25 protein-coding genes and 1 riboswitch are annotated in these 23674 nt (G+C 65.4%); of the genes, 17 read left to right on the top strand and 8 right to left on the bottom strand.

The window, feature by feature from the left end:
- The first annotated feature begins 10 nt into the window (after positions 1-10).
- From KRZ98_RS05630 to KRZ98_RS05620, 3 genes are all read left to right on the top strand, one after another.
- On the top strand, positions 11-316 hold the full coding sequence (locus KRZ98_RS05630) for a formate dehydrogenase subunit delta (protein ID WP_217672680.1): 306 nt from the start codon (positions 11-13) through the stop codon (positions 314-316).
- 34 nt (positions 317-350) lie between these two features.
- Positions 351-1133, top strand: a complete 783-nt coding sequence (gene fdhD, locus KRZ98_RS05625; protein WP_217672713.1) for a formate dehydrogenase accessory sulfurtransferase FdhD — start codon at positions 351-353, stop codon at positions 1131-1133.
- Positions 1134-1203: 70 nt separating this feature from the next.
- Positions 1204-1424, top strand: a riboswitch (cobalamin riboswitch).
- 170 nt (positions 1425-1594) lie between these two features.
- Complete coding sequence (locus KRZ98_RS05620; RefSeq protein ID WP_217672712.1) at positions 1595-3430, top strand: TonB-dependent siderophore receptor; 1836 nt, start codon at positions 1595-1597, stop codon at positions 3428-3430.
- A gap of 37 nt (positions 3431-3467) precedes the next feature.
- Here KRZ98_RS05620 and KRZ98_RS05615 read toward each other — a convergent pair whose 3' ends face one another.
- Positions 3468-4271: an ABC transporter substrate-binding protein gene (locus tag KRZ98_RS05615; RefSeq protein WP_217672679.1), complete on the bottom strand. Its 804-nt coding sequence runs from the start codon at positions 4269-4271 to the stop codon at positions 3468-3470.
- A 119-nt stretch (positions 4272-4390) separates the two neighbouring features.
- Here KRZ98_RS05615 and KRZ98_RS05610 point away from each other — a divergent pair, with 119 nt between their 5' ends.
- Positions 4391-5386 carry an iron ABC transporter permease gene (locus KRZ98_RS05610; protein WP_217672678.1) on the top strand — a complete coding sequence of 332 codons (996 nt, stop codon included), beginning with the start codon at positions 4391-4393 and terminating at the stop codon, positions 5384-5386.
- Positions 5380-6171 (top strand): ABC transporter ATP-binding protein, encoded by a 792-nt coding sequence (locus KRZ98_RS05605; RefSeq protein ID WP_217672677.1) that lies wholly within the window; start codon positions 5380-5382, stop codon positions 6169-6171. Before KRZ98_RS05610 ends, KRZ98_RS05605 begins: the two co-directional genes overlap by 7 nt.
- On the opposite strand, the gene KRZ98_RS05600 is transcribed toward KRZ98_RS05605, so the two are convergent.
- The gene (locus tag KRZ98_RS05600) at positions 6172-7377 is read right to left on the bottom strand and encodes a penicillin-binding protein activator (protein ID WP_217672676.1); all 1206 of its coding nucleotides are present in this window, start codon (positions 7375-7377) and stop codon (positions 6172-6174) included.
- Between the two features lie 11 nt (positions 7378-7388).
- Between KRZ98_RS05600 and rsmI the strand changes: the two genes are divergently transcribed.
- The 4 genes from rsmI (at position 7389) to KRZ98_RS05580 (ending at position 10449) form a co-directional block, all read left to right on the top strand.
- Positions 7389-8231, top strand: a complete 843-nt coding sequence (gene rsmI / locus KRZ98_RS05595) for a 16S rRNA (cytidine(1402)-2'-O)-methyltransferase (protein ID WP_217672675.1) — start codon at positions 7389-7391, stop codon at positions 8229-8231.
- Positions 8228-8596, top strand: coding sequence for a YraN family protein (locus tag KRZ98_RS05590; protein ID WP_368389787.1), 369 nt, complete (start codon positions 8228-8230; stop codon positions 8594-8596). The genes rsmI and KRZ98_RS05590 overlap by 4 nt, the downstream gene beginning before the upstream one ends.
- 134 nt (positions 8597-8730) lie before the next feature.
- Positions 8731-9705 carry a glutathione synthase gene (gshB, locus tag KRZ98_RS05585; protein ID WP_217672674.1) on the top strand — a complete coding sequence of 325 codons (975 nt, stop codon included), beginning with the start codon at positions 8731-8733 and terminating at the stop codon, positions 9703-9705.
- Positions 9706-9849: 144 nt separating this feature from the next.
- Entirely contained in the window at positions 9850-10449 is a 600-nt protein-coding gene (locus tag KRZ98_RS05580; RefSeq protein ID WP_217672673.1) for a DedA family protein, read from the top strand.
- 4 nt (positions 10450-10453) lie between these two features.
- Here the strand turns inward: KRZ98_RS05580 and KRZ98_RS05575 are convergent, their stop codons facing one another.
- Together KRZ98_RS05575 and KRZ98_RS05570 are read right to left on the bottom strand one after the other, a co-directional pair.
- Positions 10454-10729, bottom strand: a complete 276-nt coding sequence (locus KRZ98_RS05575) for a hypothetical protein (RefSeq protein ID WP_217672672.1) — start codon at positions 10727-10729, stop codon at positions 10454-10456.
- A gap of 52 nt (positions 10730-10781) precedes the next feature.
- Positions 10782-11675, bottom strand: coding sequence for a tyrosine recombinase XerC (locus tag KRZ98_RS05570; protein WP_217672671.1), 894 nt, complete (start codon positions 11673-11675; stop codon positions 10782-10784).
- Between the two features lie 79 nt (positions 11676-11754).
- On the opposite strand from KRZ98_RS05570, the gene KRZ98_RS05565 reads away from it, so the two are divergent.
- From KRZ98_RS05565 to KRZ98_RS05545, 5 genes are read left to right on the top strand one after another with little or no spacing between them, the layout of a single operon-like run.
- Positions 11755-12630 carry an MBL fold metallo-hydrolase gene (locus KRZ98_RS05565; protein ID WP_217672670.1) on the top strand — a complete coding sequence of 292 codons (876 nt, stop codon included), beginning with the start codon at positions 11755-11757 and terminating at the stop codon, positions 12628-12630.
- Positions 12615-13334 carry a DUF4230 domain-containing protein gene (locus KRZ98_RS05560; protein WP_217672669.1) on the top strand — a complete coding sequence of 240 codons (720 nt, stop codon included), beginning with the start codon at positions 12615-12617 and terminating at the stop codon, positions 13332-13334. Before KRZ98_RS05565 ends, KRZ98_RS05560 begins: the two co-directional genes overlap by 16 nt.
- A 33-nt stretch (positions 13335-13367) precedes the next feature.
- Positions 13368-14354, top strand: coding sequence for a quinolinate synthase NadA (gene nadA / locus KRZ98_RS05555; RefSeq protein WP_119746232.1), 987 nt, complete (start codon positions 13368-13370; stop codon positions 14352-14354).
- The gene (nadC, locus tag KRZ98_RS05550) at positions 14354-15202 is read left to right on the top strand and encodes a carboxylating nicotinate-nucleotide diphosphorylase (RefSeq protein ID WP_217672668.1); all 849 of its coding nucleotides are present in this window, start codon (positions 14354-14356) and stop codon (positions 15200-15202) included. The genes nadA and nadC overlap by 1 nt, the downstream gene beginning before the upstream one ends.
- Positions 15195-16028, top strand: coding sequence for a ribonuclease T2 (locus tag KRZ98_RS05545; RefSeq protein ID WP_217672667.1), 834 nt, complete (start codon positions 15195-15197; stop codon positions 16026-16028). The genes nadC and KRZ98_RS05545 overlap by 8 nt, the downstream gene beginning before the upstream one ends.
- Here KRZ98_RS05545 and KRZ98_RS05540 read toward each other — a convergent pair.
- The 4 genes from KRZ98_RS05540 to KRZ98_RS05525 form a co-directional block, all read right to left on the bottom strand.
- Positions 16025-16447 (bottom strand): DUF4112 domain-containing protein, encoded by a 423-nt coding sequence (locus KRZ98_RS05540; protein ID WP_217672666.1) that lies wholly within the window; start codon positions 16445-16447, stop codon positions 16025-16027. The two genes, KRZ98_RS05545 and KRZ98_RS05540, sit on opposite strands and share 4 nt — an antisense overlap.
- A gap of 26 nt (positions 16448-16473) precedes the next feature.
- Positions 16474-17970, bottom strand: coding sequence for an ABC transporter substrate-binding protein (locus tag KRZ98_RS05535; RefSeq protein WP_217672665.1), 1497 nt, complete (start codon positions 17968-17970; stop codon positions 16474-16476).
- A 63-nt stretch (positions 17971-18033) separates the two neighbouring features.
- A complete protein-coding gene (locus tag KRZ98_RS05530) occupies positions 18034-19632 on the bottom strand; it encodes an ATP-binding protein (protein ID WP_217672664.1) in 1599 nt (532 codons plus the stop codon).
- The gene (locus KRZ98_RS05525; protein ID WP_217672663.1) at positions 19601-20305 is read right to left on the bottom strand and encodes a response regulator transcription factor; all 705 of its coding nucleotides are present in this window, start codon (positions 20303-20305) and stop codon (positions 19601-19603) included. Before KRZ98_RS05525 ends, KRZ98_RS05530 begins: the two co-directional genes overlap by 32 nt.
- Positions 20306-20599: 294 nt before the next feature.
- On the opposite strand from KRZ98_RS05525, the gene KRZ98_RS05520 reads away from it, so the two are divergent.
- From KRZ98_RS05520 to KRZ98_RS05510, 3 genes are all read left to right on the top strand, one after another.
- Positions 20600-22204 (top strand): phosphoenolpyruvate carboxykinase, encoded by a 1605-nt coding sequence (locus KRZ98_RS05520; RefSeq protein ID WP_217672662.1) that lies wholly within the window; start codon positions 20600-20602, stop codon positions 22202-22204.
- Positions 22205-22319: 115 nt separating this feature from the next.
- A complete protein-coding gene (locus tag KRZ98_RS05515; RefSeq protein ID WP_217672710.1) occupies positions 22320-22637 on the top strand; it encodes a hypothetical protein in 318 nt (105 codons plus the stop codon).
- Between the two features lie 145 nt (positions 22638-22782).
- On the top strand, positions 22783-23619 hold the full coding sequence (locus KRZ98_RS05510) for a ferredoxin--NADP reductase (protein WP_254798126.1): 837 nt from the start codon (positions 22783-22785) through the stop codon (positions 23617-23619).
- Positions 23620-23674: the final 55 nt, after the last annotated feature.

Genomic DNA, 23674 nt, shown 5'->3' with positions numbered 1-23674 from the left:
GATCGGGCCGATGAGCGACGAACCCCAAGTCATGTCCACCACCGACCGGCTGGTCTATATGGCGCACCAGATTGCCCGCAACCTGGAAACCATGGGCGAGGCGAAGGCGGTGGCGGCGCTGGCCGAACATCTGACCCGCTTCTGGGACCCGCGCATGAAGGCGCAGATCATTGCCATCGCGCAGGATCAGCCCGAACGCCTGTCGCCCATCGTGGCGGCGGCCGTGGCGCGCATGGCGCAGGGCTGGTCAGCGCCGCAGGTGGATGCCGCCCAGTTCAACGCGGTGGGCGAGAGCAGTCATTGCGACGCCGGATGAGCGCCACGCTGTGACGGCGCATGATGCGGGCAGCATGGCGTGGTTGGCCTTTGACCGCCTGACGCCGGACGGCGAAACCGTAACGATGGATCGGGCGCTGGCCGACGAAGTGCCGGTCGCGATCGAATTTAATGGTATCGGCTATGCTGTGCTGATGGCGACGCCGACCGATATTGGCGATCTGGTGCAGGGCTTCGCGCTGGCCGAGCGGCTGATTGGCCCGGACGATGCGCCGTTCGATGTCGATACCCATCGCACCGATCAGGGCATCGTCGCCCGCGCCACCCTGCCGCCGTCGCGGACGGACCTGTTGCTGGAGCGGGTGCGGCATCGGGCGTCGGACTCCTCGTGCGGCCTATGCGGCATCGAAAATCTGGAACAGGCAATCCGGCCCCTGCCGCCCGTGACGGCGCGTTCGCGCGCGGATCGGACGGCGATCTTTCGCGCGCTGGATGGGCTGGCGGCGCATCAGCCGCTCAACGCCGCCACCGGCGCGGCCCATGCCGCCGCCTGGGTCGACGCGGACGGGGCGATCCGGCTGGCGCGCGAGGATGTCGGGCGGCACAATGCGTTCGACAAGCTGATCGGCGCGATGAAGCGGGCGGGGGCGGACTGGGAGGGCGGCTTTGCCCTGCTGTCGTCGCGCTGTTCCTATGAACTGGTGGAGAAAGCGGTGCTGAGCCAATGTCCGCTGCTGGTGACCATCTCCGCCCCCACAAGGCTGGCGGCGGCGCGCGCGGCGGCGGCGGGATTGCCGCTGGTTGTACTGGCGCGGCCCGACGCGGTGTTGCATCAGGGCAACGCCCCGCTGGCGTAGCGCAACTGGCCGCTTGGCATCGCCCCGCCTTTCCCCTAGAGCGCGCCGCGTGAGGGGGGCTTGGCTTCCCTTGCAGCTAGATCGCGCCGGTGTCCCGCAAGGGGCTTAAAATGGGAATGCGGTGCGGGCGTGCAAGCGCCCAATTCCGTGGCTGTCCCTGCAACTGTAAGCGGTGAGCATGATGCACGCGGGTCGCAAGACCCGGCCACTGGACGCCTATGTCTGGGAAGGTCCGTGCGTCATTGCCCTGACCCGCGAGCCAGGAGACCTGCCGGCGTCTGGTCGCTCTTGCCCTGATCCAGGGGATGGTCATGGCACGGTGGTTTTCCGTCGAGCGACGCTGTGCGGCCGGGGCCGCATCGTGCCGTGCGGCGGGGGCTGGCGTCATCCCGCATCATGGCGCGACCGTTTGCGCGGACGCCCCGGCCTTGAAGTCGCACATGACGCTCAGGGCTTATATCATGGTAAAAACAGGCATTTCTCTTATCGCGCTGCTGGCGGCTACGCCCGCTCTGGCGCAGGACGATAATATCGTCGTCACCGCGTCGGGCATTGAACAGTCGCGGGACGAGGTGGGGCAGGCGATCACCGTCATCGACGCGCAGACCATCCAGACGCGGCAGGCTGTCGATGTAGTCGATCTGCTGGCGACGACGCCGGGCGTGCGCTTCAATCGCAACGGTTCCACCGGCGGCGTGACCGGCGTGTCGCTGCGCGGCGCGGAAACGACGCAGACATTGGTGCTGATCGACGGGGTCAAGGTCAACGACCCCAGCGGCATTGGCGATGGCTATGATTTCGGCCATTTGCTGACCGGCAATATCAAGCGGATCGAAGTGCTGCGCGGTTCCAACTCGGTGGTGCATGGCAGCCAGGCGATCGGCGGCGTGGTCAACATCATGACCGGCGTGCCTGTCGAGGGCTTTGGAGCGAACGCTTCGGTCGATTATGGCTATAGCGATACGCTGAACGCCAAGGCGGACGTGTCCGGCACCAGCGGCATTGCGTCGGGTGGCGTCGGCGCAGCCTATTTCCGCACCGATGGCATTTCCTCGGCTGCGGGCGGCACGGAAAAGGATGGCTATGAAAATATCGCGACCAATGCCCGGCTGAAACTGGCGTTCAGCGATGCGCTGAGCCTGGACCTGCGCGGCTATTATATCCATGCGGACCTCGACTATGACAGCTTCTTCGGCGCGCCTGCCGACAGCAGCGATGTGAGCAAGCTCGACCAATATGTCGGCTATGCGGGGCTGAACCTTGCCCTGCTGGATGGGAAGCTGACCAACCGTGCGGCAGTCACCTATCTGCGCAACGACCGCGACTATTATTTCGTGCGCGGCACTGACCCCGACTATGGCTATTCGGGGACCAACCTGCGCTTCGAATATGAAGGCGTCTATGCCCCGGTCGATCAGGCCAAGCTGGTGTTCGGTTACGAACATGAACGGCCCGATTATGATTTCTTCGGTTTCGGCAGCACGTCGTCGGCGAAGATCAATATCGACAGCGTCTATGCGCTGGCGATCGTCAAGCCCTTCACGGGCCTGTCGGTCACGGGCGGTGTGCGGCATGACGATCATAGCCAATTTGGCGGCGCGACGACGTTCGGCGCGAATGCAAACTACACGCCGAACGCTGGCGCGACCAACATCCGCCTGAGCTATGGCGAAGGGTTCAAGGCACCCTCGCTCTATCAGCTTTATGACACATTCAGCGGCAACAGCGCGCTGCGCCCCGAACGGTCGAAAAGCTATGATATCGGTTTCGACCAGAGCCTGGACGGCGGCCGGGCGACAGTGTCCGTCACGGCGTTCATGCGCAATACCACCGACCAGATCAATTATGACAATGCGACCTTCAGCTACAGCAATCTGGACCGCACCCGCGCCAAGGGGGTGGAGGCCAGCATTGCCTTGAAGCCCGTCGATGCACTGACCGTGACCGGCAGCTACAGCTATGTCGATGCGCGCGACCGTTCGGGCGGGATCAATGATGGCAACCGTCTGCCGCGCCGGGCGGTCAATGCGGTCAGCGTTTCGGCAGACTATGTCTGGTCCTTCGGTCTGTCGACGGGTGCCACGGTGACGATGGTGGGCGACAGTTTCGACAATGCCGCCAACACCCGTCGTCTGGACGGCTATGCGCTAGCAGGCTTGCACGCGTCGCTGCCGCTGGGCGAGCATCTGGAAGTCTATGGCCGGATCGACAATCTGTTCGATGAAGCCTACGCCACCGCCTATGGCTATGGCGTCTATGGCCGCTCCGCCTTTGGCGGCGTGCGTGTCCGCTTCTGATATGGCACAAGGGGGGACGGGCGCGCAGCCCGTCCCTTCACCTTGGCGCGTTCAGACGCGCCGTGATGGCCCGCGCCGCCTGCACATAGGCTGGCCCGCCGCACACGGTCCAGCTTTGCGGCAGGCTGATGCGCGAGATGCTCTTGATCGCGGGATGCTGGAGCATCTCGGTCCCCTGATCAACCACCGCTTCGCTGCCGCTTTCGACGATCAGCCAGTCGGGCCGCGCCGCGACCATCGCCTCCAGCGGCACCTGCGCCAGCGCGGGCTTACCGAGTTTTGCGGCCAGGTTGGTGAGGCCCACCCGCCGCATCAGGTCATCGACCAGCGTGCCGGTGCCGGTCATGTAGCCGCGCCGCTGATAATAGGCCGCCACGCCGCTACGCTTCGCTTTGGGCAGTGCCGCCAGTTCGCGGTTCATCTGCGCGATCAGCCTTTCGCCCCGATCGACATGCCCGACGGCGCGCGCGACTTGCCTGATTTGGTCGAGGATCGCGCCATAGCTGTCCGCGCTGGCCAGCCCCAGCGTCGTCCATTGCCCCGGCGGCGCGCCCGCCACCATATTCGGCCCGATGGGATAGCCCAGGATCAGGTCGGGCCTGATCGCCAGCACTTCCTCCGAAGCGCGGCGAAGTGCGCGATATTCCCGCGCCTTGTCCGCCGCCGCCGACAATTCAGGATCGCGCGCATTGCTGCTGAGCGCGGCGATCTGCCCCTTGTCGGCCAGCGCGATCAGATATTGATCGGCGCAGACATTGAGCGAGACGATGCGGCGCGGCATTGCGTGTGCCGTGCTGGTGAGCGTCAGGGCGGCAATGGCGAGGGTCAGCGGACGGATCATGGAGCCTGTCTTGTAGTAGGACGTGTTCCCGTGCAGGGGGGAACCCAGTCCCGCGCGCAGAACTGGGTTCCTGCCTTCGCAGGAACACGTCGCTTTGCCAACCGCCAAGGGGAGCGCCCGTGATGGCCCGCCGTCACCCCTTGCTCGTCCCCGCGCTGCTGCTTCTGCTCGTCGGCGCAGCAATGGGTTCCGTGATGCTGGGCGCGGTCACGATCAGTCCGGCGCGGATCTGGGCGGTGCTGACGGGCGGCGGCGATGATGTCGCGCGTGCTATCATCATCGACCTGCGCCTGCCGCGGATGCTGCTTGGCCTGCTGGTCGGCGCGATGCTGGGCCTGTCGGGTGCGGCGTTGCAGGGCTATTTGCGCAATCCGCTGGCCGAACCTTCCGTGCTGGGCGCGTCCAACGCGGCGGCCTTGGGCGCGGTCTGCGCGCTCTATTTTGGGCTGAGCGCCCTGCACCCGCTGGTCCTGCCGTTGCTGGCGATCACCACTGCGCTGATCGCCATCTCCGGCCTGTTCCTGCTGGCGGGACCGTCGGAAAGCCCGCTGACGCTCATCCTGGCGGGCATTGCCGTCGCGACGCTGGCGGGAGCGGGGATCAGCCTGTCGCTCAACCTGTCGCCCAATCCCTTTGCGGCGATGGAGATTATGAGCTGGCTGATGGGCAGTCTGGAAAACCGCAGCTATGTCCATGTCAGCGTCGCCTTGCCCTGCGTCGCCATTGGCGCGGCGCTGTTGCTGGCCGACGGGCGGACGCTTGACGCGCTGACCCTGGGGGAGGAAGGCGCGCAGGCACTGGGCGTGAACCTCAACGCCGCGCGGCTGCGGATCATGCTGGGTGTCGCGATCGGCGTCGGCGGGGCGGTGGCGGTGTCGGGCGCGATCGGCTTTGTGGGCCTGATCGTCCCGCATATCGTGCGCCCGCTGACCGACCGGTCGCCCTCGGCGGTGCTATGGCCCTCGCTGCTCGGCGGCGCGGTGCTGCTGACGCTCGCGGATATTGGCGTGCGGCTGATTCCGTCGGCCAATGAATTGAAGCTCGGCGTCGTCACCGCGATGCTGGGCGTGCCGGTGTTCCTGATCCACCTGATGCGGGAGCGGCGGCTATGGTGACCCTGGGCGTAGAGGGACTGTCGGTCCGGCTTGGCCGTCATGCGGCGGTGCGGGATGTGAGCATGACGCTGGAGCCGGGCCAATTGGTCGGCATCATCGGACCCAATGGCGCAGGCAAATCGACGCTGATCCGGGCGATGCTGGGGCTGGCGAAGCCGCAGGCGGGGCAGGTTTGCATCGACGGGCAGGATGTCGCGCGGATCGACCGGCGGAGCATCGCGCGCGCCATCGCCTATCTGCCACAGGGCCAGACATTGCACTGGCCCTTGAGCGTCGAGCGGCTGGTGGCGCTGGGGCGGTTGCCGCATTTGGGGCCACTCTCCCGCCTGTCGGACGAGGATGAGGCGGCGGTAGAGGCTGCGATGGCGCGGGCCGATGTGCTGCATCTGAAAGGCCGGATCGCGACCGAATTGTCGGGCGGGGAGCGGGCGCGGGTGCTGCTCGCGCGGGCGCTGGCGGTGGGTGCGCGGGGACTGATCGCCGACGAGCCACTCGCGGCGCTGGACCCCGGCCACCAGATCGACGTGATGGACCTGCTGCGCGACGAAGCGCGGGGCGGGGCGCTGGTGGTGACGGTGCTGCATGACCTCAGCATGGCGGCGCGCTGGTGCGACCGGTTGCTGCTGATGGACGGCGGCGCGCTGGTCGCCGATGGTGCGCCGATGGACGTGCTGACCGAGCAGGCGCTCGCCCATGTCTACGGCATCACCGCCTGCATTGATCCGGATAATGGCTGGCCGCTGATCCTGCCGACCGGGCGGGTGCCCCGGTCGGCAGCCGACTGATTATTCCGCGAAGCTGCGGGGAGCAGGCGCGATGACCGTGACTGCGCCCGCGCCCACTTCGGACACTTCCAGCGCGCGTTCGGCGATACCGGTGCGGCCAAAACGGAATGCGCCGTCAATGCCCGAAAAACCGCCCGAATCGCGCAGGCGCGCGGCGGGGAAGGGGCTGCCCGGCTTCCAGTCCTGCGCGATCCGTACGGTCAGCAGGACCGAATCATAGCCGAGCGACGACAGGCGGAAGGGCGACGTGCCGTAACGGGCGCGATATTTGCCCGCGAGCTGGCCGTAGAGCGTGTCCGAGACGCTGGCGAACCAGGCACCGCGCAGCACCGGGCTGGCGGCCAGCGTGCCTTCGGTATTCCACAGTTCGGTGCCGAGCAGGCGGGCGGTCGCGCCGCCATTTTTGCGGACGATCGGCGCGACCTGAAGCGCGACCCTGCCGCTGTCGGCGATCAGGAGCGCGTCATAGCTGGAGGCGGCCTGCAATTTCTTGACCGCTGCGGTGATCGAAGCGGGGCTGCGGTCGAAATTCTGCATCGACACGACCGTACCGCCCGCCTGCTCGACCGCGCGCAGCAGCGCATTGCCCGCCCGTTCGCCATAGGTGCCGCGCGGGATGAGCGCGGCGAAGCGCGACAACCCCTTGTCGCGGGCGAAACCGACGACCCGCTCGATCGACTGATTGGGATTGTAACCCATGATATAGACGCCGCTGCCCGCTGCGCTGGCGTCGTTGGAGAAGCTGATGACAGGCACATTGGTGCGCGCGGCGATCGGCCCGACAATGCGGGCATCCTCGGCCAGCAAGGGGCCAAGGATCAGCCGGTTGCCTTCGGCCAGCGCGCGGTTTGCCGCCGCCGCCGCGCCCAGGGCGGTGTCATAGGTGGTGATGCGGATCTTGTCGGTTTTGGTGTCCATCAGGGCCAGCGTGGTCGCGTTCGCGATCGACTGGCCGACCCCGGCATTGGGACCGCTCATCGGCACCAGCAGCGCGACGCGGTGGCGCAGCGTGTCGGTCGGCAGGCCTTGCGTGACGTCCGGGCCGCTAGGTCCAACCGGGCCAGTAGGGGTGGTGGGTGCCGGTCCCTTGGGCACGATCGACTGGCAGGCAGCGAGCAGCAATGTGCCTGCTGCAAAGGCGATTCGCGCGCCACGCTTCAATGAAGCGAACAAGTCCGCTTGCCGGGAGGCATCCGTCTCTGTCATCTGGCGTCCTTATGGAAACTCAATCTTCGGGTCTTGAACCTGGGCTTTATATCGTCGCGGGGCCGATCGGCAACCTTGGTGACCTTACTCCGCGCGCGGCGGAGGTGCTGCGGCTGGCGGACGTGGTCGCCGTGGAAGATACACGGGTAAGCGCGCGGCTGCTGCGCCATGCAGGCTCTGATCGGCCGATGCTGCCCTATCATGACCATAGCGGCGAAAATGTGCGGGCGCGGCTGGTGGAGCGGATGGCGGGCGAATCGGTCGCCCTGCTGTCGGACGCGGGGACGCCGCTGATTTCCGATCCGGGCTATAAGCTGGTGCGCGATGCGCGGGCGGCAGGGCGGCGGATCACGACGCTGCCCGGTCCCAGCGCGGCGATTGCGGCGCTGACGCTGTCGGGGCTGCCGACCGATCGCTTCCTGTTCATGGGCTTCCTGCCGAGCAAGGCCAAGGCGCGGGGGGATGCGCTGGACGAGGTGGCGGGGCTGCGGGCGACTCTGGTATTTTACGAAAGCGGCCCGCGCCTGTCCGAAAGCCTGTCCGCCATGGCCGCGCATCTGGGTGACCGGGAGGCTGCGGTCAGCCGGGAAATCAGCAAGACGTTCGAGGAAACCGCCTGTGGCACGTTGAGTGAACTGTCCGCCCGTTACTCCGACGCGCCACCCAAGGGTGAGATTGTGGTGACGGTCGGCCCGCCAGGTGAAGCGCCGCCCGCCAGCGCGGAGGATGCCGACGCGGCGTTGCGGGAGGCGCTGACCCGGCTGTCGGTGTCGAAGGCAGCGGGAGAGGTCGCCAAGAAATTGGGGCTGGACCGGCGTACGCTCTATGACCGGGCGACGGAATTGAAGGGGTGAAGCGTCCAATTCCTGCCAGACTCGCCGCCGAACGACGCGGGCGTCAGGCCGAGCGGATCGCGGCCTGGTGGCTGCGGTTGAAAGGCTGGCAGATTGTCGGACGGCGGATGCGCACGCCAGCGGGCGAGGTCGATCTGGTCGCGCGCAAGGGCGCGATGCTGGCCTTTGTCGAGGTGAAGGCCCGCGCCACCGCCGCGGAACTGGACCTGGCGATCGACGAGCGGCGATTGCGCCGGGTCGCGGCGGCGGCGGAAATCCTTTGGCATGATCTGGGCAAAGCGGGCGACGATATGCGAATCGACGTCATCCTCCTTGCGCCGGGCCGCGCGCCACGCCATCTGGCCAATGTCTGGCATGGGGGGTGATATGCTGCTCCCCAAAACCGTTCGGGCTGAGCGAAGTCGAAGCCCTCGCCTGAGCGCCAGCGAAGGCAAAGCACCTCGCTAACGCTCGGCGGAGCCCTTCGACTTCGCTCAGGGCGAACGGAAAAGGAATGAAGATGACCGAACTCAACCCCCTGACCGTCGCCGTGCAGATGGACCCGATGGAGGGCATCAAGATCGCGGGCGATTCGACCTTTCACATCATGCTGGCGGGGCAGGCGCGGGGACACAGGCTCTACCATTATCTCGCCACCGACCTGACCTATCGCGATGGCCGGGTGCTGGCCAAGGCGCGGCCCGTGAAGGTCCAGAAAGTGGACGGCGACCATTTCGCCTTTGGCGAACCTGAAATGCTGGACCTGGGCCGCGATGTCGATGTGGTGCTGATGCGGCAGGACCCGCCCTTTGATTTAAGCTACATCACTGCCACCCATTTGCTGGAGCGGGTGCAGGCCGAAACGCTGGTGGTCAATGATCCCGCCAGCGTCCGCAATGCGCCCGAAAAGCTGTTCGTGCTGGACTATGCCCGCTTCATGCCGCCGACGATGATCACCCGCGATCTGGCGCAAGTGCGCAGTTTTCTCGCCCAGCATGGCGAGATTGTTGTGAAGCCCCTTTATGGCAATGCGGGTAACGCCGTGTTCCATGTCGATGCCAAAGGATCGAATCTTTCCGCACTGGTGGAAATCTTCAACGCATCATGGGTTGAGCCCTTCATGGTGCAGGCCTTCATCCCCGGCGTCGCGCAAGGCGACAAGCGTATCGTCCTGATCGACGGGGAGGTCGCGGGCGCGATCAACCGGATTCCGGGTGCGGGCGAAATCCGATCCAATCTGGCGGTCGGTGGATCTGCGGCCAAGACCGTGCTGACCGACAAGGAACGCGAAATCTGCGCTGCGATGGGACCGGAGCTGAAGGCACGCGGCCTGCTGTTCGTAGGCATCGACGTGATTGGCGGCGAATGGCTGACCGAAATCAACGTGACCTCTCCGACCGGCATCGTGGCGATCGACGCCTTTGATGGCACCGATACGGGCGGGCTGATCTGGGATGCGATCGACGCCCGGCTGGCGGCGCGGGCGGCGGCTTGAACACGTTTTTGTTTTCATCCTTAACTCTAGATCCGTTCGGGCTGAGCCTGTCGAAGCCTTGTTCTTTTCTTCAAGAAGGACGGTCCTTCGACAGGCTCAGGGCGAACGGAGGGGATGTGTTACCTTCCCTTTGGGCATCGTGACATGACGGACTGGGTTCTCCGCCTGATCGACGCGGGCGGCTATTGGGGCATTTTTGCGCTGATGGTGCTGGAAAACGTCTTTCCGCCGATTCCGTCGGAATTGATCATGGGCATTGGCGGCATCCGCGTGGGTCAGGGCCGGATGGCGATGGAGTGGTTGCTGGTTGCAGGGACGCTCGGCACCACGGTCGGCAATTATTTCTGGTATTTGGTCGGGCACGTGCTGGGCTTTGGCCGGTTGAAGCCGCTGGTCGATCGCTATGGCCGCTGGGCTACGCTGGAGTGGCGCGATGTCGAGGCGCTTGACCGATTGTTCGGCAAATATGGCCAGATCGTCGTGTTCGTGTTCCGCTTCATGCCCGCGCTGCGGACGATGGTGTCGCTGCCCGCCGGACTGTTCCGCATGGGGCATATGAAGTTTCTGGCGTGGACCGCGGGCGGGGCGCTGATCTGGAACATCATCCTGGCCTATGCCGGTTTCGTGCTGGGCAAGAATTTCAGCGAGATCGACACATATATCGGCCCGGCCGCAACGGTGTGCGTCGTGGGAGCGGTGCTGGTCTATCTGTGGCGATTGGCGACCTGGCGGCCCAAGGGTTGAGCGTTCAGAACGGTATTTTCACGCCGACCATGACCCGCTGCGACGTGGTGCCGTTCCCCATGCCCTGGCTTTCCACACGCAGATTGCCCTTAACCTTGCCGAACAGGCCCATCTCCGCGCGACCGAGCGGAGGTTCATCGCTGACCGGCGCGCGCTCGATCCGCTGGCTTTGCCGTCGCGCGGTGACGACGATCGAATCGACGCTGGGCTGAACCGATTTGAGGTCGAAGTCGGGCGGGATTGCGCCGATACTTTGCAAGGTCAGGATTAAACGTAGCATCGGCTTTCCAGCGCGGGGAAAGCACGAGGCTGACGCAGGAATGCGGCGAATTTCAGGCGCGCGGGTGGGCGTTGCGATAGACGTCCATCAGATGTGCGCCATCGACCTGGGTATAGACTTGGGTTGAGGACAGGCTGGCATGGCCCAGCAGTTCCTGCAGACTGCGCAGATCCGCGCCGCGGCCCAGCAAATGGGTGGCGAAGCTGTGGCGCAGCGCGTGGGGGGTGGTGCGGTCCGACAGGCCCAGGCGTCCGCGTGCGCCCTGCACCGCGCGGCGGATGAGCGCGGGGGAGAGCGGACCGCCGCGTGCGCCGCGAAACAGCATCTCGTCGCGGGTCATGGGGTAGGGGCAAAGCGCCACATAGGTGTCGATCGCTGCGCGGACCTGCGGCAGCAGCGGGACGACGCGCATCTTGCCCCGCTTGCCGGTGACGCGCAGGGTTTCGCTTAAAGGGAGCACCGCGCCGGTCAGTCCCATAGCCTCGCCGATCCGCAGGCCCGCGCCATAGAGCAGCAGCAGCACCGCCCAGTCGCGCGCGCCGATCCACGTTTCGCGTGCGCCCTCGGCAATGTCCTGCGCCAGCGCTACGGCTTCGTCGGGGGAGATGGGGCGGGGCAGGCCGCGCTTGGTGCGCGGGCCTTTGAGCAGCGGGACGCGGGCTTCCTCGCCCCCGATGAAGCGCAGGAAACCGCGCACGGCGGACAATTCGCGCGCCGCCGACAGATTGCCGATCCCGTCCATCCGCCGCGCGGTGAGGAAGGCGCGCAGGTCCGCTTGCTCCAGCCGGGCGAGCAGCGGGACGGTGACTTGCTCCCCATGATGCGCCTCCAGAAAGGCGACCAGCCGCTCGGCGGTCGCGACATAGGCGCGCACCGTATGGGTCGATCGCCGCCGGTCGAGGCTGAGATGATGACGCCAGCGTTCGATAAGGTCTGGGGAGGGCATGGACCGGAGGATAGCAGCAACCGCGGCGGCGGGACAGGCGCGGCCTTGAAATCCGGCGGAAAATAGGCACATGGGAAGCATGGCACCCCCTTTTGATCTGGCCGACCTGCCGACCGGCGTGGCGATCCCGCTGTCGCCGCTAGTCGCCCGCGTGCTGGCGCCCAATCCGTCGCCCTTCACCTTTACCGGCACCCAGACCTATGTGGTCGGGACGGGCGACATGGCGGTGATCGATCCCGGCCCGGACGAGGCGGACCATCTTGCGGCGCTGATGGCGGCGATTGCGGGGCGGCCGGTCGTGGCGATCGTCTGCACCCATACCCATCGCGACCATAGCCCGGCGGCGCGGCCATTGAGCGCAATGACTGGCGCGCCGGTGATCGGCTGCGCGCCGCTGACGCTGGACGATGACGGGCCGCGCGCCGATGCGGCGTTCGATGCGGCCTATCGCCCGGACCGGGTGCTGGCCGATGGCGATCGGCTGACGGGTGACGGCTGGACATTGGAGGCGGTGGCGACGCCGGGGCATACGTCCAATCACTTGTGCTTTGCGCTGGTCGAGGAACAGGCGCTGTTTACCGGCGATCATGTCATGGGCTGGTCCACCAGCGTGATTTCTCCGCCCGATGGTGACATGGCCGATTATATGCGGTCGATGCAGCGGCTGCTGGAGCGCGAGGATGCGGTCTATTATCCCGCCCATGGCGAGCCGATCGACAATCCGCAGCGGTTGGTGCGTGGCATGATGGGGCATCGCAAGCAGCGCGAGGGCCAGATATTGCGCTTTCTGGAGCGCAACGGCGACAGCGTCATTCCCGACATGGTGGCCGAAATGTATAAGGGTGTTGATCCCCGCCTGCATCCCGCCGCCGGGCGATCGGTGCTGGCGCATCTGATCGACCTTAACCAACGCGGGATCGTGCGCGCGGCGGATGGCCTGTGGCAGATGCGCTGAAACGCTATGCCGGGCCGGTCGCGGCGGGGCTGCTCCTGCTGTTTGTGGCCGGGGCGATGTGGCTGGGCTGGCAGCGCTATGACCGCGATTATGTCGTTGCGGTCGAGGAAGATGGGTCGGCGGTGACCAAGGTGATCGCGGCCAAGCTGTCCGGAGTCAGTAGTCTGAAAGTGTCCGAACTCAACGGCACGATCCAGAGCAGTGCGCAGGATGTGCGCGGCTTTGGCCTGCTCAAGTCGGATCAGGTCGTCAAAATGCCCTTCTCGGTCGATTATTTCGTCGATGTGAGCAAGCTGGATGCGGGCGATCTGGAATGGAACGGGCAGACCCGCACGCTGATCGTCAACGCGCCCGACGTGATGCCGGGCAAGCCCAATGTCGACGAGAGCCGCCGCACTTTGGTGCAGACCAACGGCCTGTTCGTGACCCGGCAGGCGAGCGAGGCGCTGAGCCGCCGCGTGTCCGCCCATGCGCAGAGCCGCGCGCTGGCGACCGCGCGCTCGCCCGAACGTATGGCGCAGGCGCGCGATTATGGTCGGGCGGCGATCGGCAGGTTGATGACGGCGCCGCTCAATGCGGCGGGCTATGGCGATGCGCGCGTGATCGTGACCTTTCCGCCGGAGCGCAAGGGCAGGAAGGACGAGCGCTGGGACGTGACCACACCGATCAACGAGGTGCTGGCCAACCGGCAACGGCAGCGTTAGGGCGCTCATCAGGGATCGAGGAGTTACAGGCATATGAACGCTTTTACCGGCATTCCGCAGGGCACCGACCTGCGCGCAGAGATTGAACGGCTGCGCAAGGAGCGTAATGCCGTGATCCTGGGTCATTATTATCAAAGCCCTGAAATTCAGGACCTGTCCGATTTCGTCGGCGATTCGCTGGAGCTGTCGCGCAAGGCGGCGGAGACGGACGCGGATGTCATCGCCTTTTGCGGCGTGCGCTTCATGGCGGAGACGGCCAAGATACTGTCGCCCGACAAGATCGTCGTGCTGCCCGACATGGACGCGGGTTGTTCGCTGGAAGACTCCTGCCCGCCCGCCCAGTTCAAGGCGTTCCGCGAGGCGCATCCCGACCATATAGCGCTCAGCTACATCAACTGTTCGGCCGAGGTGAAGGCGCTGTCCGACATCATCGTGACATCCTCCTCCGCCGAAAAGATATTGTCGCAAATTCCCAAGGATCAGAAGATCATCTTCGGTCCCGACAAGCATCTGGGCGGCTATCTGAAGCGCAAGCTGGGCCGCGACATGCTGCTGTGGCCGGGCGTGTGCATCGTGCATGAGGCGTTCAGCGAGACCGAATTGCTGAAGCTCAAGGTCCAGCATCCCGACGCGCCGATCGCCGCGCATCCCGAATGTCCGCCCTATATCGTCGATCATGCCGATTATGTCGGATCGACCAGCGGCATCCTCGACTTTGCCAAGACGATGCCCGGCGACACGCTGATCGTCGCGACCGAGCCGCATATCATCCACCAGATGGAAAAGGCGGTGCCGGAAAAGACCTTCATCGGCGCACCGGGCGCGGACGGCAACTGCAACTGCAATATCTGCCCCTATATGGCGCTCAACACGATGGAAAAGCTGTATCTGGCGCTGCGCGACCTCCAGCCGCGCATCGAGATGGACGAGACGCTGCGGCTGGGCGCGAAGAAGAGCCTGGACCGGATGCTGGAAATGGCCAGCGCCACGGTGGGGTTGGGGGATTTGGGCGCGCGGTGATGACCTTCTCCCTCCCCCATTTCGACCTTGCTGCTTTCGTTGCTTCCACCCTCGCCGAAGATCTCGGACCGGAGGGGCGCGATGTCACCAGCGAGGCCGTCATCCCAGCCGATGCGATGTTCGACGGGGTGATGGATACGCGCGATGCGGTGACGCTGGCGGGGTTGCCGGTGGCGTTGGCGTTTTTTCGCGCGCTTGATCCTGATGTGGTGATCGAGCAATTGCGCCAAGATGGCGATCGGGTTGCGGCCGGGACCGACATTTTGCGGATTCGCGGGAAGGCGCGGGCGATGCTGACGGCGGAGCGGTCAGCGCTCAATACGGTGCAGCATCTGAGCGGCATCGCGACGATGACACGGGCTTATGTCGACGCGATCGCCGGGACGGGCGCGACGCTGCTCGACACGCGCAAGACCATTCCGGGGCTGCGTGTCCTTGAGAAATATGCGACCCGAATGGGCGGGGCGACCAATCATCGCATGGGGCTGTGGGACGCGGCGATGATCAAGGATAATCATGTTGCGGTAGCCGGGTCGGTCGGCGAAGCAGTGCGCCGCGCGGTCGATGCCGGGGTGCAGCAGATCATCGTCGAGGTTGACCGGATCGACCAGATCGAACCGGCGCTGGCCGCCGGGGCGACGCATTTGCTGCTCGACAATATGGACGCCGCAATGCTGCGGCAGGCGACGGCACTGGTCGCCGGGCGGGTGCCGACCGAGGCGTCGGGCGGGGTGACGCTGGAGACGATCCGGGCGAAGGCGGAAACGGGCGTCACCTATATCAGCGTAGGGCGGCTGACCCAGTCGGCCCCGGCGGCGGACATCGGGCTGGACTTTGCTTATGCTTGAGCGGCTGGCCATGCTGGCGCTGATCGCAGTGCCGGGGACGGCGCTGGCGCAATCGGCCCAGTGCAGCCCGCCTGCCCAGGTCGCCCGGCCCGATTTGGAAGGGCCGAGCGCAAACGAACCCAAACGCATCCTGCCGATCGGCAGCTATACGCTGGCGCTCAGCTGGTCGCCGCAATATTGTTCGACCGCGAAGGGTGGGCGCAGTGCGATCCAGTGCGGGGGGCGGAATGGCCGTTTCGGCTTCACCTTGCACGGGTTGTGGCCCGACGGCTTTGGCAAGGAATGGCCGCAATATTGCCGCGCGGCCGATCTGGTGCCGCGGCAAGTGATCCGGCAAAATCTGTGCGCGACGCCCTCGGTCCAGCTGATCCAGCATGAATGGGCCAAGCATGGCACCTGCATGACGAGCAAGCCCGAGCTGTATTTCAACCTGTCGCGGGCTTTATACCAGTCGATCCGCTATCCCGACATGGGGGCGCTGGCGCGGACGAAGAATGTGACTGTGGGGCAGTTTGCGCAAGCCTTCGCACGCGCCAACCAAGGGTTAAGGCCGGACATGCTGCGCGTCACGACGACGCGCGGCAATTGGCTGAGCGAAGTGTGGTTGTGCATGGACCGGGCGATGGAATTTGCCCGCTGTCCGGCGCATCAGGGCGGCGCGGCGGTTGCAAGCTATGTGCGGATACAGCCGGGACCGAATATCCCCAATCCGCGCAGACACGCGACGCAGACCATGCCGCGCGAAGCGCCGGTGCCGGCGCGCAAGCCGGGGCTGATCCTAGACCTTGATCCCAATGTCCAGACGCTGGGGAATAGCAATCCCTAGCCGTCGATCGTCACGGTCGAGGGATGATGCTTGTCCAGATGCTTGCGGATGATGCGCAGGTTGCGGCTGTTCGATCGGAAGGCGAAGTCGAACAGGTCGCCGACAAGGGGGATGGCGCCCAGCAGCGTGTCGACCCCGACATTGGCTGACATGCGGGTCAGCTGCCATTTGGACATGCCCAGATTGCGCGCTTCCCAGATCATCCAGATACCCATCGACGCGGTGGCCAGGTCGCCGATCACCGGGACAAGTCCGACGATGCTGTCGATGCCGACCGGGCGGTTGATGCCGGGAACGACGAACAGCCGCTCCAGCACCTCCTCCATCGTTTCGATGCGACGGCGGACCGAAGCGGGGTCGCGGCCAAAGCCCGGCATGGCGCGGGCGCCAGCCTTTGCGGGATCGGGCGATATCGGCATGGGTAAAGCGTCTCCTGTTGCCATCCCTAATTGGTGCGGCGGAACAGATGGTTCAATGGGTGGCGCGCACGGGGCGAAGGCAGGAAGCCGTTGAGCCGCTTGGACACGAGCGACCAGCGGATCGGCGCACCGAGCGGGATATAGCCATTATGCGCGACCATCAGCGCTTCGGCCTCCGCGATGCGGACCGTGCGATCGGCGAGCGAACTGGCAAGGCTGGCGGCCTGAAGCTGGGCATCGGCTTCATTGCTGCAATGGATTTTGCGGGCGCAGCCGACCCGGCCCAGATACCAGAGCGCGCTGTCATAAGCGGCGACTTCGTCGATCAGCCGCAGGTCCGCGCCGCTTGTGAGGGGGACGCGGCGGACGGCTAGGCCGATTGCGCCAAGATCGCGACGCAGCAGCCCGAACAGCAATGTTGCGCCCGGACCCTGCGGCAGGGCGATACGCAGCGGCGGCGGGTCGCCATGATCGTCACGCCAGACAGCAACGGCTGCGCTCGCCCGGCCGCGCCGGTCATCCAGCGGCAGCGCCGCCCACTCAGGTTCGGTCGGCGGACGGCCAAGGTCAAGCTGGTCGGGGACGATGCGGTTGCTGGTCGCCCAGCCGCCGATCGGTAGCAGCGCGGGAATCTGGCTGCGGTCGATCGCCATGTTGATGGCTGCGCGTACCCCGTCATCGTCCAGCAGGCGGCCCCTGCCGGTCACCGCCAGCCCCAGCAAGCCCTGCACCGGATCGGCCCGCACCGCATCGCGATCTATCCCCGCTGGCACCAGCAGCGGTAGGTCGGCCAGGCGTCCGCCCAGCACCAGCGCCGCCTGGCGTTCGCGAAAGCGTATGATCGCCAGCGCGGCCCGTTCGGAACGCACGACGCGCGTCTGCCAGGCGGGGACCGGCGTTTCTTCGGGCTCGTCCCCGCCGCTCAGCCGGTCGACAGGCGTCAGGATCACCGCCTTGCCCCATGTCTTGCGCCGATAAGGGCCAGTGCCGCCATCGCGCGAGACGATGGCCATTTGCGGCTGGGCGAGCATCTGGAGGATATGGGGGCGGGCGGCGGCGAGGCGGATTTCGATCACTTCGCCGGTCATCGGGATGACGGCCTGCACTGCGTCCAGCGGTCCGTCCGGGTCGAAGCGGCGCAGCGATTCGATCCGTGCCATCAGCATCCGCGCAACGTCGGGCGCGGTGACGCGCGCGCCATTGGCCCAGAAGGCACGGCGCAGGCGGAAGATATAGCTGCGCCCGTCATCCTCCACGATCCAGCGCTGGGCGAGTGCGGGCAATATGTCACCGCTGGCGTCGAACGCGACCAGCCCCTGCGCGGTCGCTTCCAGGATCAGCTTGGCGCCGGGATCGGGCAGCTGTTGCAAGGGTTTGGCGAAATCATCGCGGTCGCCCACGACGCTGACGACCACCGGGTCGTTATTCTCGCTGGAACAGCCGCCAAGCAGCGCAAGCAGGCCGGGCAGCGCGGCAAGGGCAAGGCGGTGGAAGCGCCGACGGGGGAGGGGCACGGTCGACATGATGGCCCGCTACCCTAGCCCGCTATCGGGCCGTCGCCAACCGCCATGGCCGGGCGATAGCGATCATTCCGACACCATGCCGGGATCGCGCGCCACCGCCATGGGCAGGTGCAGGATGAAGCAGGCGCCGCTCTGGGCGTCCTGCCGGTCGGCGATGCTGATGCGGCCCTGATGCCCGTCGATGATCGAGCGGGCGATGGCCAGGCCAAGGCCGGAATGTTTGCCGAAACTTTCGCCTTCGGGGCGGACGCTGTGGAAGCGGCGGAACACATGCTCCCGCTCCGATTCCGGGACGCCCGGCCCTTCATCCTCCACACTGACCAGCACCTGATCGTCAGCCACGGTCGCGACCACCTGAACCAGTCCGCCGTCCGGGGAGAAGGAAATGGCGTTGTCGATCAGATTTTCCAGCACCCGTACCAGCCGCTGTTCTTCCCCCAGCACCACCGCGACATCCTTGCGCGGGCGGGCGAAGGCGAGGCGGACGCCGCGCGGCACGCCGCGCGCTTCATGGGCGCCGACGATCTTTTCGATCAGCTGGCCCAGATCGATCGGCTCGAACCGGGTGCGCGAGAGTTCCGCATCGACGCGGGAAGCTTCGGCAATGTCGGTGACCAGCCGGTCGAGGCGGCGGACATCGTCCTGCGCGATCGCCATCAGCTGCGCGCGCAGGTCCGGTCGGTCGACCCGGTCGAGCGCGTCGAGGGCGGAGCGGAGCGAGGCGATGGGGTTTTTAAGCTCATGGCTGACATCGGCGGCAAAGGCGTCGGTCGCGTCGATCCGCTGGCGCAATGCCTGGCTCATGTCCGACAAAGCGCGCGCCAGCATCCCGATTTCGTCCCGCCGTTCGGGCAGGCGCGGCACGGTGACCTGCCGCGCCCGGCCCAGCCGCACCCGCACGGCGGCGCGGGCAAGACGCTGGAGCGGCAGCACGATGGTGCGGGCCAGGAATAGCGAGAGCAATACCGACGCCAGCGCCGCCACGGCCAGCACCATGCCCAGCCGCAGCCGCTCCGCCCGGACGGTGCGGGTGATGTCGCGGGCATTTTCGGTCGCCAGCAGGCTGGTGCCGTCGCGCATCACCATGGCGGCGGAAATCACGAAGGTCCGGTCGGGGGCATAGCGATTGACTGCCTGGGGTCGCCCGGTCTTGCGCGCCAGCTGCACTTCGGGCCAGGCATCGGCGCGATCGACGGTCGGTTCGGTAAAGTCTGGCGGACGGTCAGCCGATACGACCCGGTCCATCGCCTTGTCCAGGAAGCGGGCGACATGACGCTGCCAGCCTTCTTCCGACGGCTGGCGCAGCCGATAGCGCGGCGCGTTCATGGCGAAACTGTCGGACAGGCGATGGCCGTCGGGGGCGTAGCGGCGCACCCGGTCGCCGGTCTGGCGGGCATAGGCGGCGATCAGCTGGCCCTGCCGTTCGGGCGGCGCGCTTTCCAGCCCGATCGCCAGCAATTGCAGTTCCCGCGCCGACTGTTCCAGCCGTGCGTCGACGATGCGCGTGCGATAGCTGTCGAGATAGAAGAATCCCCCCGCCAGCAGCGCCAGCGCAAAGACGTTGACGGCCAGGATGCGCGGCGTGAGGCTGATCCGCCCGGACCAGCGCAGGCCGTCAGCACCCATGCCGTCACTCTTCGGAGAAGCGATATCCGGCGCCATAGAGTGTGTCGATTGCGTTGAAATCGGAATCTACCTCGCGGAATTTGCGCCGCAGCCGCTTGATATGGCTGTCGATGGTGCGGTCGTCGACATAGACGTCATCCTGATAGGCGGCGTCCATCAACTGGTTGCGGTTCTTGACCACGCCGGGGCGGGCGGCCAGCGTTTCGAGGATGAGAAATTCGGTGACGGTCAGCGTCACGTCCTGCCCGTTCCATTTCACCCGGTGGCGCGCCGGGTCCATTTCCAGCCGCCCGCGGATGATCGGGTCGGCGACCGGCTGGTCGGGGGCTTCGGGCGTGCGGCTGACTTCGGCGCGGCGCAGGATCGCGCGGATGCGGGCGATCAGCAGCCGCTGGGAAAAGGGTTTGGAGATATAGTCGTCCGCGCCCATCGCCAGCCCCAGCGCCTCGTCCAGCTCGTCCGCCTTGGACGTCAGGAAAATGACCGGCATCGGGCTTTTCTCACGCAGGCGGCGGAGTAGCTCCAGCCCGTCCATGCGCGGCATCTTGATGTCGAACACGGCCAGATCGGCGGGATTGTCGAGCAGCGCTTTCAGCGCGCCTTCGGGATCGGAATAGACCCGCGTCATGAAGCCTTCGGTCTGGAGCGCGATCGACACGGACGTCAGGATATTCTTGTCGTCATCCACCAGGGCGATGGTTGCTGTCATGCGGCATCCCAGAAAAATGTGTGGCCAGGAATATGTGAGGACGGGGGCGGACAGAGCGTTAGACCATGCCAGCGCGCGCTGCAAGGAAGGCAGGTGCAGCCGATCCTGCGGTATAAGAGTCGCTATTCGGGACAAACGCCGGACCACAGGGATTTGACGCACCATCCGCAAAGCCTTATGCCCCCAAATGTCTGCAGGAATGACGCCGCGCACAAGACAGCGGCGCTGAGGGGCGGACCGGTCGCGAATATGCAGATGTTTGTGACACGGAATTATTACATCAGGAGCAAAGGCGTGCAGGCCAAATCCTCAATCACCCTGGTCAACCAGGGCATTACGACCAATGCCGTCCAGTTCTGGAATCTCGGCACCGCGCCTTTGGTCGAGGCGGCGATCCGCAACGGCGAAGGCATATTGTCGAAGGACGGCCCGCTGGTCGTCAAGACCGGCAAGCATACCGGCCGCAGCGCCAAGGACAAGTTCATCGTTCGCGACGCCGAAACCGAATCGACGGTGTGGTGGGGCGATACCAATCGCGGCATGACGCCGGAGCAGTTCGCTGCGCTGAAGGAAGATTTCTTCAAGGCGCTGGGCGAGAAGGACACGCTCTATGTCGCCGACCTGTTCGGCGGTTCGCAGCCTGAATATCGCGTCAATGTGCGCGTCATCAACGAACGCGCCTGGCACAATCTGTTCATCCGCACCCTGCTGGTCCGTCCGAGCGCGGAAGAATTGGCGAGCTTTGCGCCTGAATATACGATCATCGACCTGCCCAGCTTCAAGGCTGACCCTGCGCGCCATGGCTGCCGCAGCGAGACGGTGGTGGCGGTCAACTTCACCGAAAAGCTGATCCTGATCGGTGGCACCGCCTATGCCGGTGAAATGAAGAAGTCGGTTTTCGGCATCCTCAACTATCTGCTGCCGGTGAAGGGCGTGATGCCGATGCACTGTTCGGCCAATATCGGCCCGAACGGCGACACGGCTGTGTTCTTCGGCCTGTCCGGCACGGGCAAGACGACCCTGTCGGCGGACGCCAGCCGCACACTGATCGGCGATGACGAGCATGGCTGGTCGGACACCGCCGTGTTCAATTTCGAGGGTGGCTGCTACGCCAAGATGATCAACCTGTCGGCCGAGGCCGAGCCGGAGATTTTCGCCACCACCAAGCGTTTTGGCACGGTGCTGGAAAATGTCGTGATCGACGAGGAGACTCGCGAGATCGACCTGGACGACAACAGCCTGGCCGAGAACAGCCGCGGTTCCTACCCGATCGATTTCATTCCCAACACGTCGGAAAAAAATCTGGGTCCGGTCCCGAAGAATATCATCTTCCTGACCGCCGACGCCTATGGCGTGCTGCCGCCGATCGCGCGGCTGACCCCGGAACAGGCGATGTATCACTTCCTGTCGGGCTATACCGCGCGGGTCGCTGGCACCGAAATCGGCGTGACCGAACCGACCGCGACCTTCTCCACCTGCTTTGGCGCGCCCTTCATGCCGCGTCACCCCAGCGTCTATGGCAATCTGCTGAAGGAGCGGATCAACAAGGGCGGGGTTACCTGCTGGTTGGTCAATACCGGCTGGGCCGGTGGCAAGGCGACGATGCCGGGGATCAAGCGGATGCCGATCAAGGTGACCCGCGCGCTGCTCAACGCCGCGCTCGACGGCAGCCTGAACCAGGCCGAATTCCGCACCGATCCCAATTTCGGGTTCGACGTGCCGGTGGCGGTCGCTGGTGTCGAATCGACCATCCTGGATCCGCGCGCGATGTGGGCGGACGCCAACGCCTATGACGAAACCGCCGCCGTGCTGGTCAAGCAGTTCGTCGACAATTTCGCGCAGTTTGAGGATCATGTGGACGAAGGCGTCCGCAGCGCGGCACTGACCGTCGCCGCCTGATCCGGCGCAATCGTGAAAAATCGGGGCCGGGGGAGCGATCCTTCCGGCCCTTTTTCTTTTTGCACATGCGTAACGATGCTATGTTGCGCGTCGTGGTGAAGCAGGAGTGACGATGATGGGCATGTTCGACGATCTTATCGGCAAGGTTGGCGGTCTGGAAGCGATCGCGGCGCAGATCGGCGTGACGCCGGAACAGATGCAGGGATTGATGACCGAAATCAGTGGCAAGATCGGGTCGGGTGAAACCAGCGTGGCGGCGCTCGCCGAAACGGCGGCGGAACATGGCGTGTCGGCGGACAAGTTGCAGGCATTGCTGGGCCAGTTCGGCGGTCCCGAAGCGATATTGGGCAAGCTTGGCGGGATGTTCGATCGCGATGGCGACGGCAATCCGCTCAATGAACTGGGCGGCCTGGCCAAGGGGCTGTTCGGCTGAAGCCAGCCCTGCAAAGGGGGCCAGCTATCGGCCCCCCAAGTTTTTTTCGCCTTGCCTTCAAGCGGCGTTGGCTCCATTCGCGGCTGATATCAGTTGTTGCGAACGATACGCAACTGGCGTTGCCCGCCCCGGCAGGCGCGCATAGATGGCAAGGAAGAAGGTCTTGACCGACGTGACGATCGAAAAGCCGCACTTGGAACCCACCGGTGCGCTGAGCGTGGAAACGGTGCTGTCGGTGCGGCACTGGAACGAGCATCTGTTCAGCTTCCGCATCAGCCGTCCGGCCAGCTTCCGCTTCCGCTCCGGCGAGTTCGTCATGATCGGCCTGAAGGGCGAAAATGGCAAGCCGCTGCTGCGCGCCTATTCGGTCGCCAGTCCTTCGTGGGACGAGGAGCTGGAATTTCTGTCGATCAAGGTCGAGGATGGTCCGCTGACGTCCAAGCTCCAGCTGATCGAGCCGGGCGACCAGATTTATCTGGGCCGCAAGCCGACCGGCACGCTGGTGACCGACGCGCTATTGCCGGGCAAGCGGCTGTTCATGCTGTCGACCGGCACGGGCCTTGCCCCGTTCCTGAGCCTCTCGCGTGACCCGGACGTCTATGAATTTTACGAGCAGGTCGTCGCGATCCATTCGGTGCGGCGGGTGAGCGATCTGGCCTTCCGCGAAGAGCTGGAATCCAAATGGGCGGAGGATCCGCTGGTGTCCGAACAGGCGCCCGCCCAGTTCCATTATGTGCCGACCGTGACCCGCGAACCTTTCGATGGCCACACTGCGCGGATCGACAAGCTCGTCGAGAGCGGCGTGCTGTTCGAGGGGATTCCTGGCGCGCCTAAGTTCGACCCCGAAACCGACCGGATCATGATGTGCGGCAGCATGGAAATGATCAAGCAGTTCGCAGCCTGGTTCGAGGCCAATGGTTTTACCGAAGGGTCGAATGCGGCACCGGGGCAGTTCGTGATCGAGCGGGCGTTTGTGGGGTAAGACCCAAGCGCAGCGGAACAGGACAGGGCCGGGGGAGCGATCCTCTGGCCTTTTT

Origin of the sequence: Sphingobium sp. AS12, from assembly GCF_019097845.1 — a bacterium.
Lineage (GTDB): Bacteria > Pseudomonadota > Alphaproteobacteria > Sphingomonadales > Sphingomonadaceae > Sphingobium.
The sequence above is the reverse complement of the archived record's forward strand: the minus strand, read 5'-3'. Positions and strand labels throughout refer to the sequence as shown.

Coding starts and splice junctions, on each gene's coding strand:
- rsmI (WP_217672675.1), top strand. CDS start 7,389: ATGGAAACTCAATCTTCGGGTCTTGAACCTGGGCTTTATATCGTCGCG.
- fdhD (WP_217672713.1), top strand. CDS start 351: ATGGCGTGGTTGGCCTTTGACCGCCTGACGCCGGACGGCGAAACCGTA.
- KRZ98_RS05615 (WP_217672679.1), bottom strand. CDS start 4,271: ATGATCCGTCCGCTGACCCTCGCCATTGCCGCCCTGACGCTCACCAGC.
- KRZ98_RS05545 (WP_217672667.1), top strand. CDS start 15,195: ATGCTTGAGCGGCTGGCCATGCTGGCGCTGATCGCAGTGCCGGGGACG.
- gshB (WP_217672674.1), top strand. CDS start 8,731: ATGACCGAACTCAACCCCCTGACCGTCGCCGTGCAGATGGACCCGATG.
- KRZ98_RS05540 (WP_217672666.1), bottom strand. CDS start 16,447: ATGCCGATATCGCCCGATCCCGCAAAGGCTGGCGCCCGCGCCATGCCG.
- KRZ98_RS05580 (WP_217672673.1), top strand. CDS start 9,850: ATGACGGACTGGGTTCTCCGCCTGATCGACGCGGGCGGCTATTGGGGC.
- KRZ98_RS05565 (WP_217672670.1), top strand. CDS start 11,755: ATGGCACCCCCTTTTGATCTGGCCGACCTGCCGACCGGCGTGGCGATC.
- KRZ98_RS05570 (WP_217672671.1), bottom strand. CDS start 11,675: ATGCCCTCCCCAGACCTTATCGAACGCTGGCGTCATCATCTCAGCCTC.
- KRZ98_RS05535 (WP_217672665.1), bottom strand. CDS start 17,970: ATGTCGACCGTGCCCCTCCCCCGTCGGCGCTTCCACCGCCTTGCCCTT.
- KRZ98_RS05510 (WP_254798126.1), top strand. CDS start 22,783: ATGGCAAGGAAGAAGGTCTTGACCGACGTGACGATCGAAAAGCCGCAC.
- KRZ98_RS05620 (WP_217672712.1), top strand. CDS start 1,595: ATGGTAAAAACAGGCATTTCTCTTATCGCGCTGCTGGCGGCTACGCCC.
- KRZ98_RS05530 (WP_217672664.1), bottom strand. CDS start 19,632: ATGGCGCCGGATATCGCTTCTCCGAAGAGTGACGGCATGGGTGCTGAC.
- KRZ98_RS05600 (WP_217672676.1), bottom strand. CDS start 7,377: ATGACAGAGACGGATGCCTCCCGGCAAGCGGACTTGTTCGCTTCATTG.
- KRZ98_RS05630 (WP_217672680.1), top strand. CDS start 11: ATGAGCGACGAACCCCAAGTCATGTCCACCACCGACCGGCTGGTCTAT.
- nadC (WP_217672668.1), top strand. CDS start 14,354: ATGACCTTCTCCCTCCCCCATTTCGACCTTGCTGCTTTCGTTGCTTCC.
- nadA (WP_119746232.1), top strand. CDS start 13,368: ATGAACGCTTTTACCGGCATTCCGCAGGGCACCGACCTGCGCGCAGAG.
- KRZ98_RS05525 (WP_217672663.1), bottom strand. CDS start 20,305: ATGACAGCAACCATCGCCCTGGTGGATGACGACAAGAATATCCTGACG.
- KRZ98_RS05575 (WP_217672672.1), bottom strand. CDS start 10,729: ATGCTACGTTTAATCCTGACCTTGCAAAGTATCGGCGCAATCCCGCCC.
- KRZ98_RS05605 (WP_217672677.1), top strand. CDS start 5,380: ATGGTGACCCTGGGCGTAGAGGGACTGTCGGTCCGGCTTGGCCGTCAT.
- KRZ98_RS05515 (WP_217672710.1), top strand. CDS start 22,320: ATGGGCATGTTCGACGATCTTATCGGCAAGGTTGGCGGTCTGGAAGCG.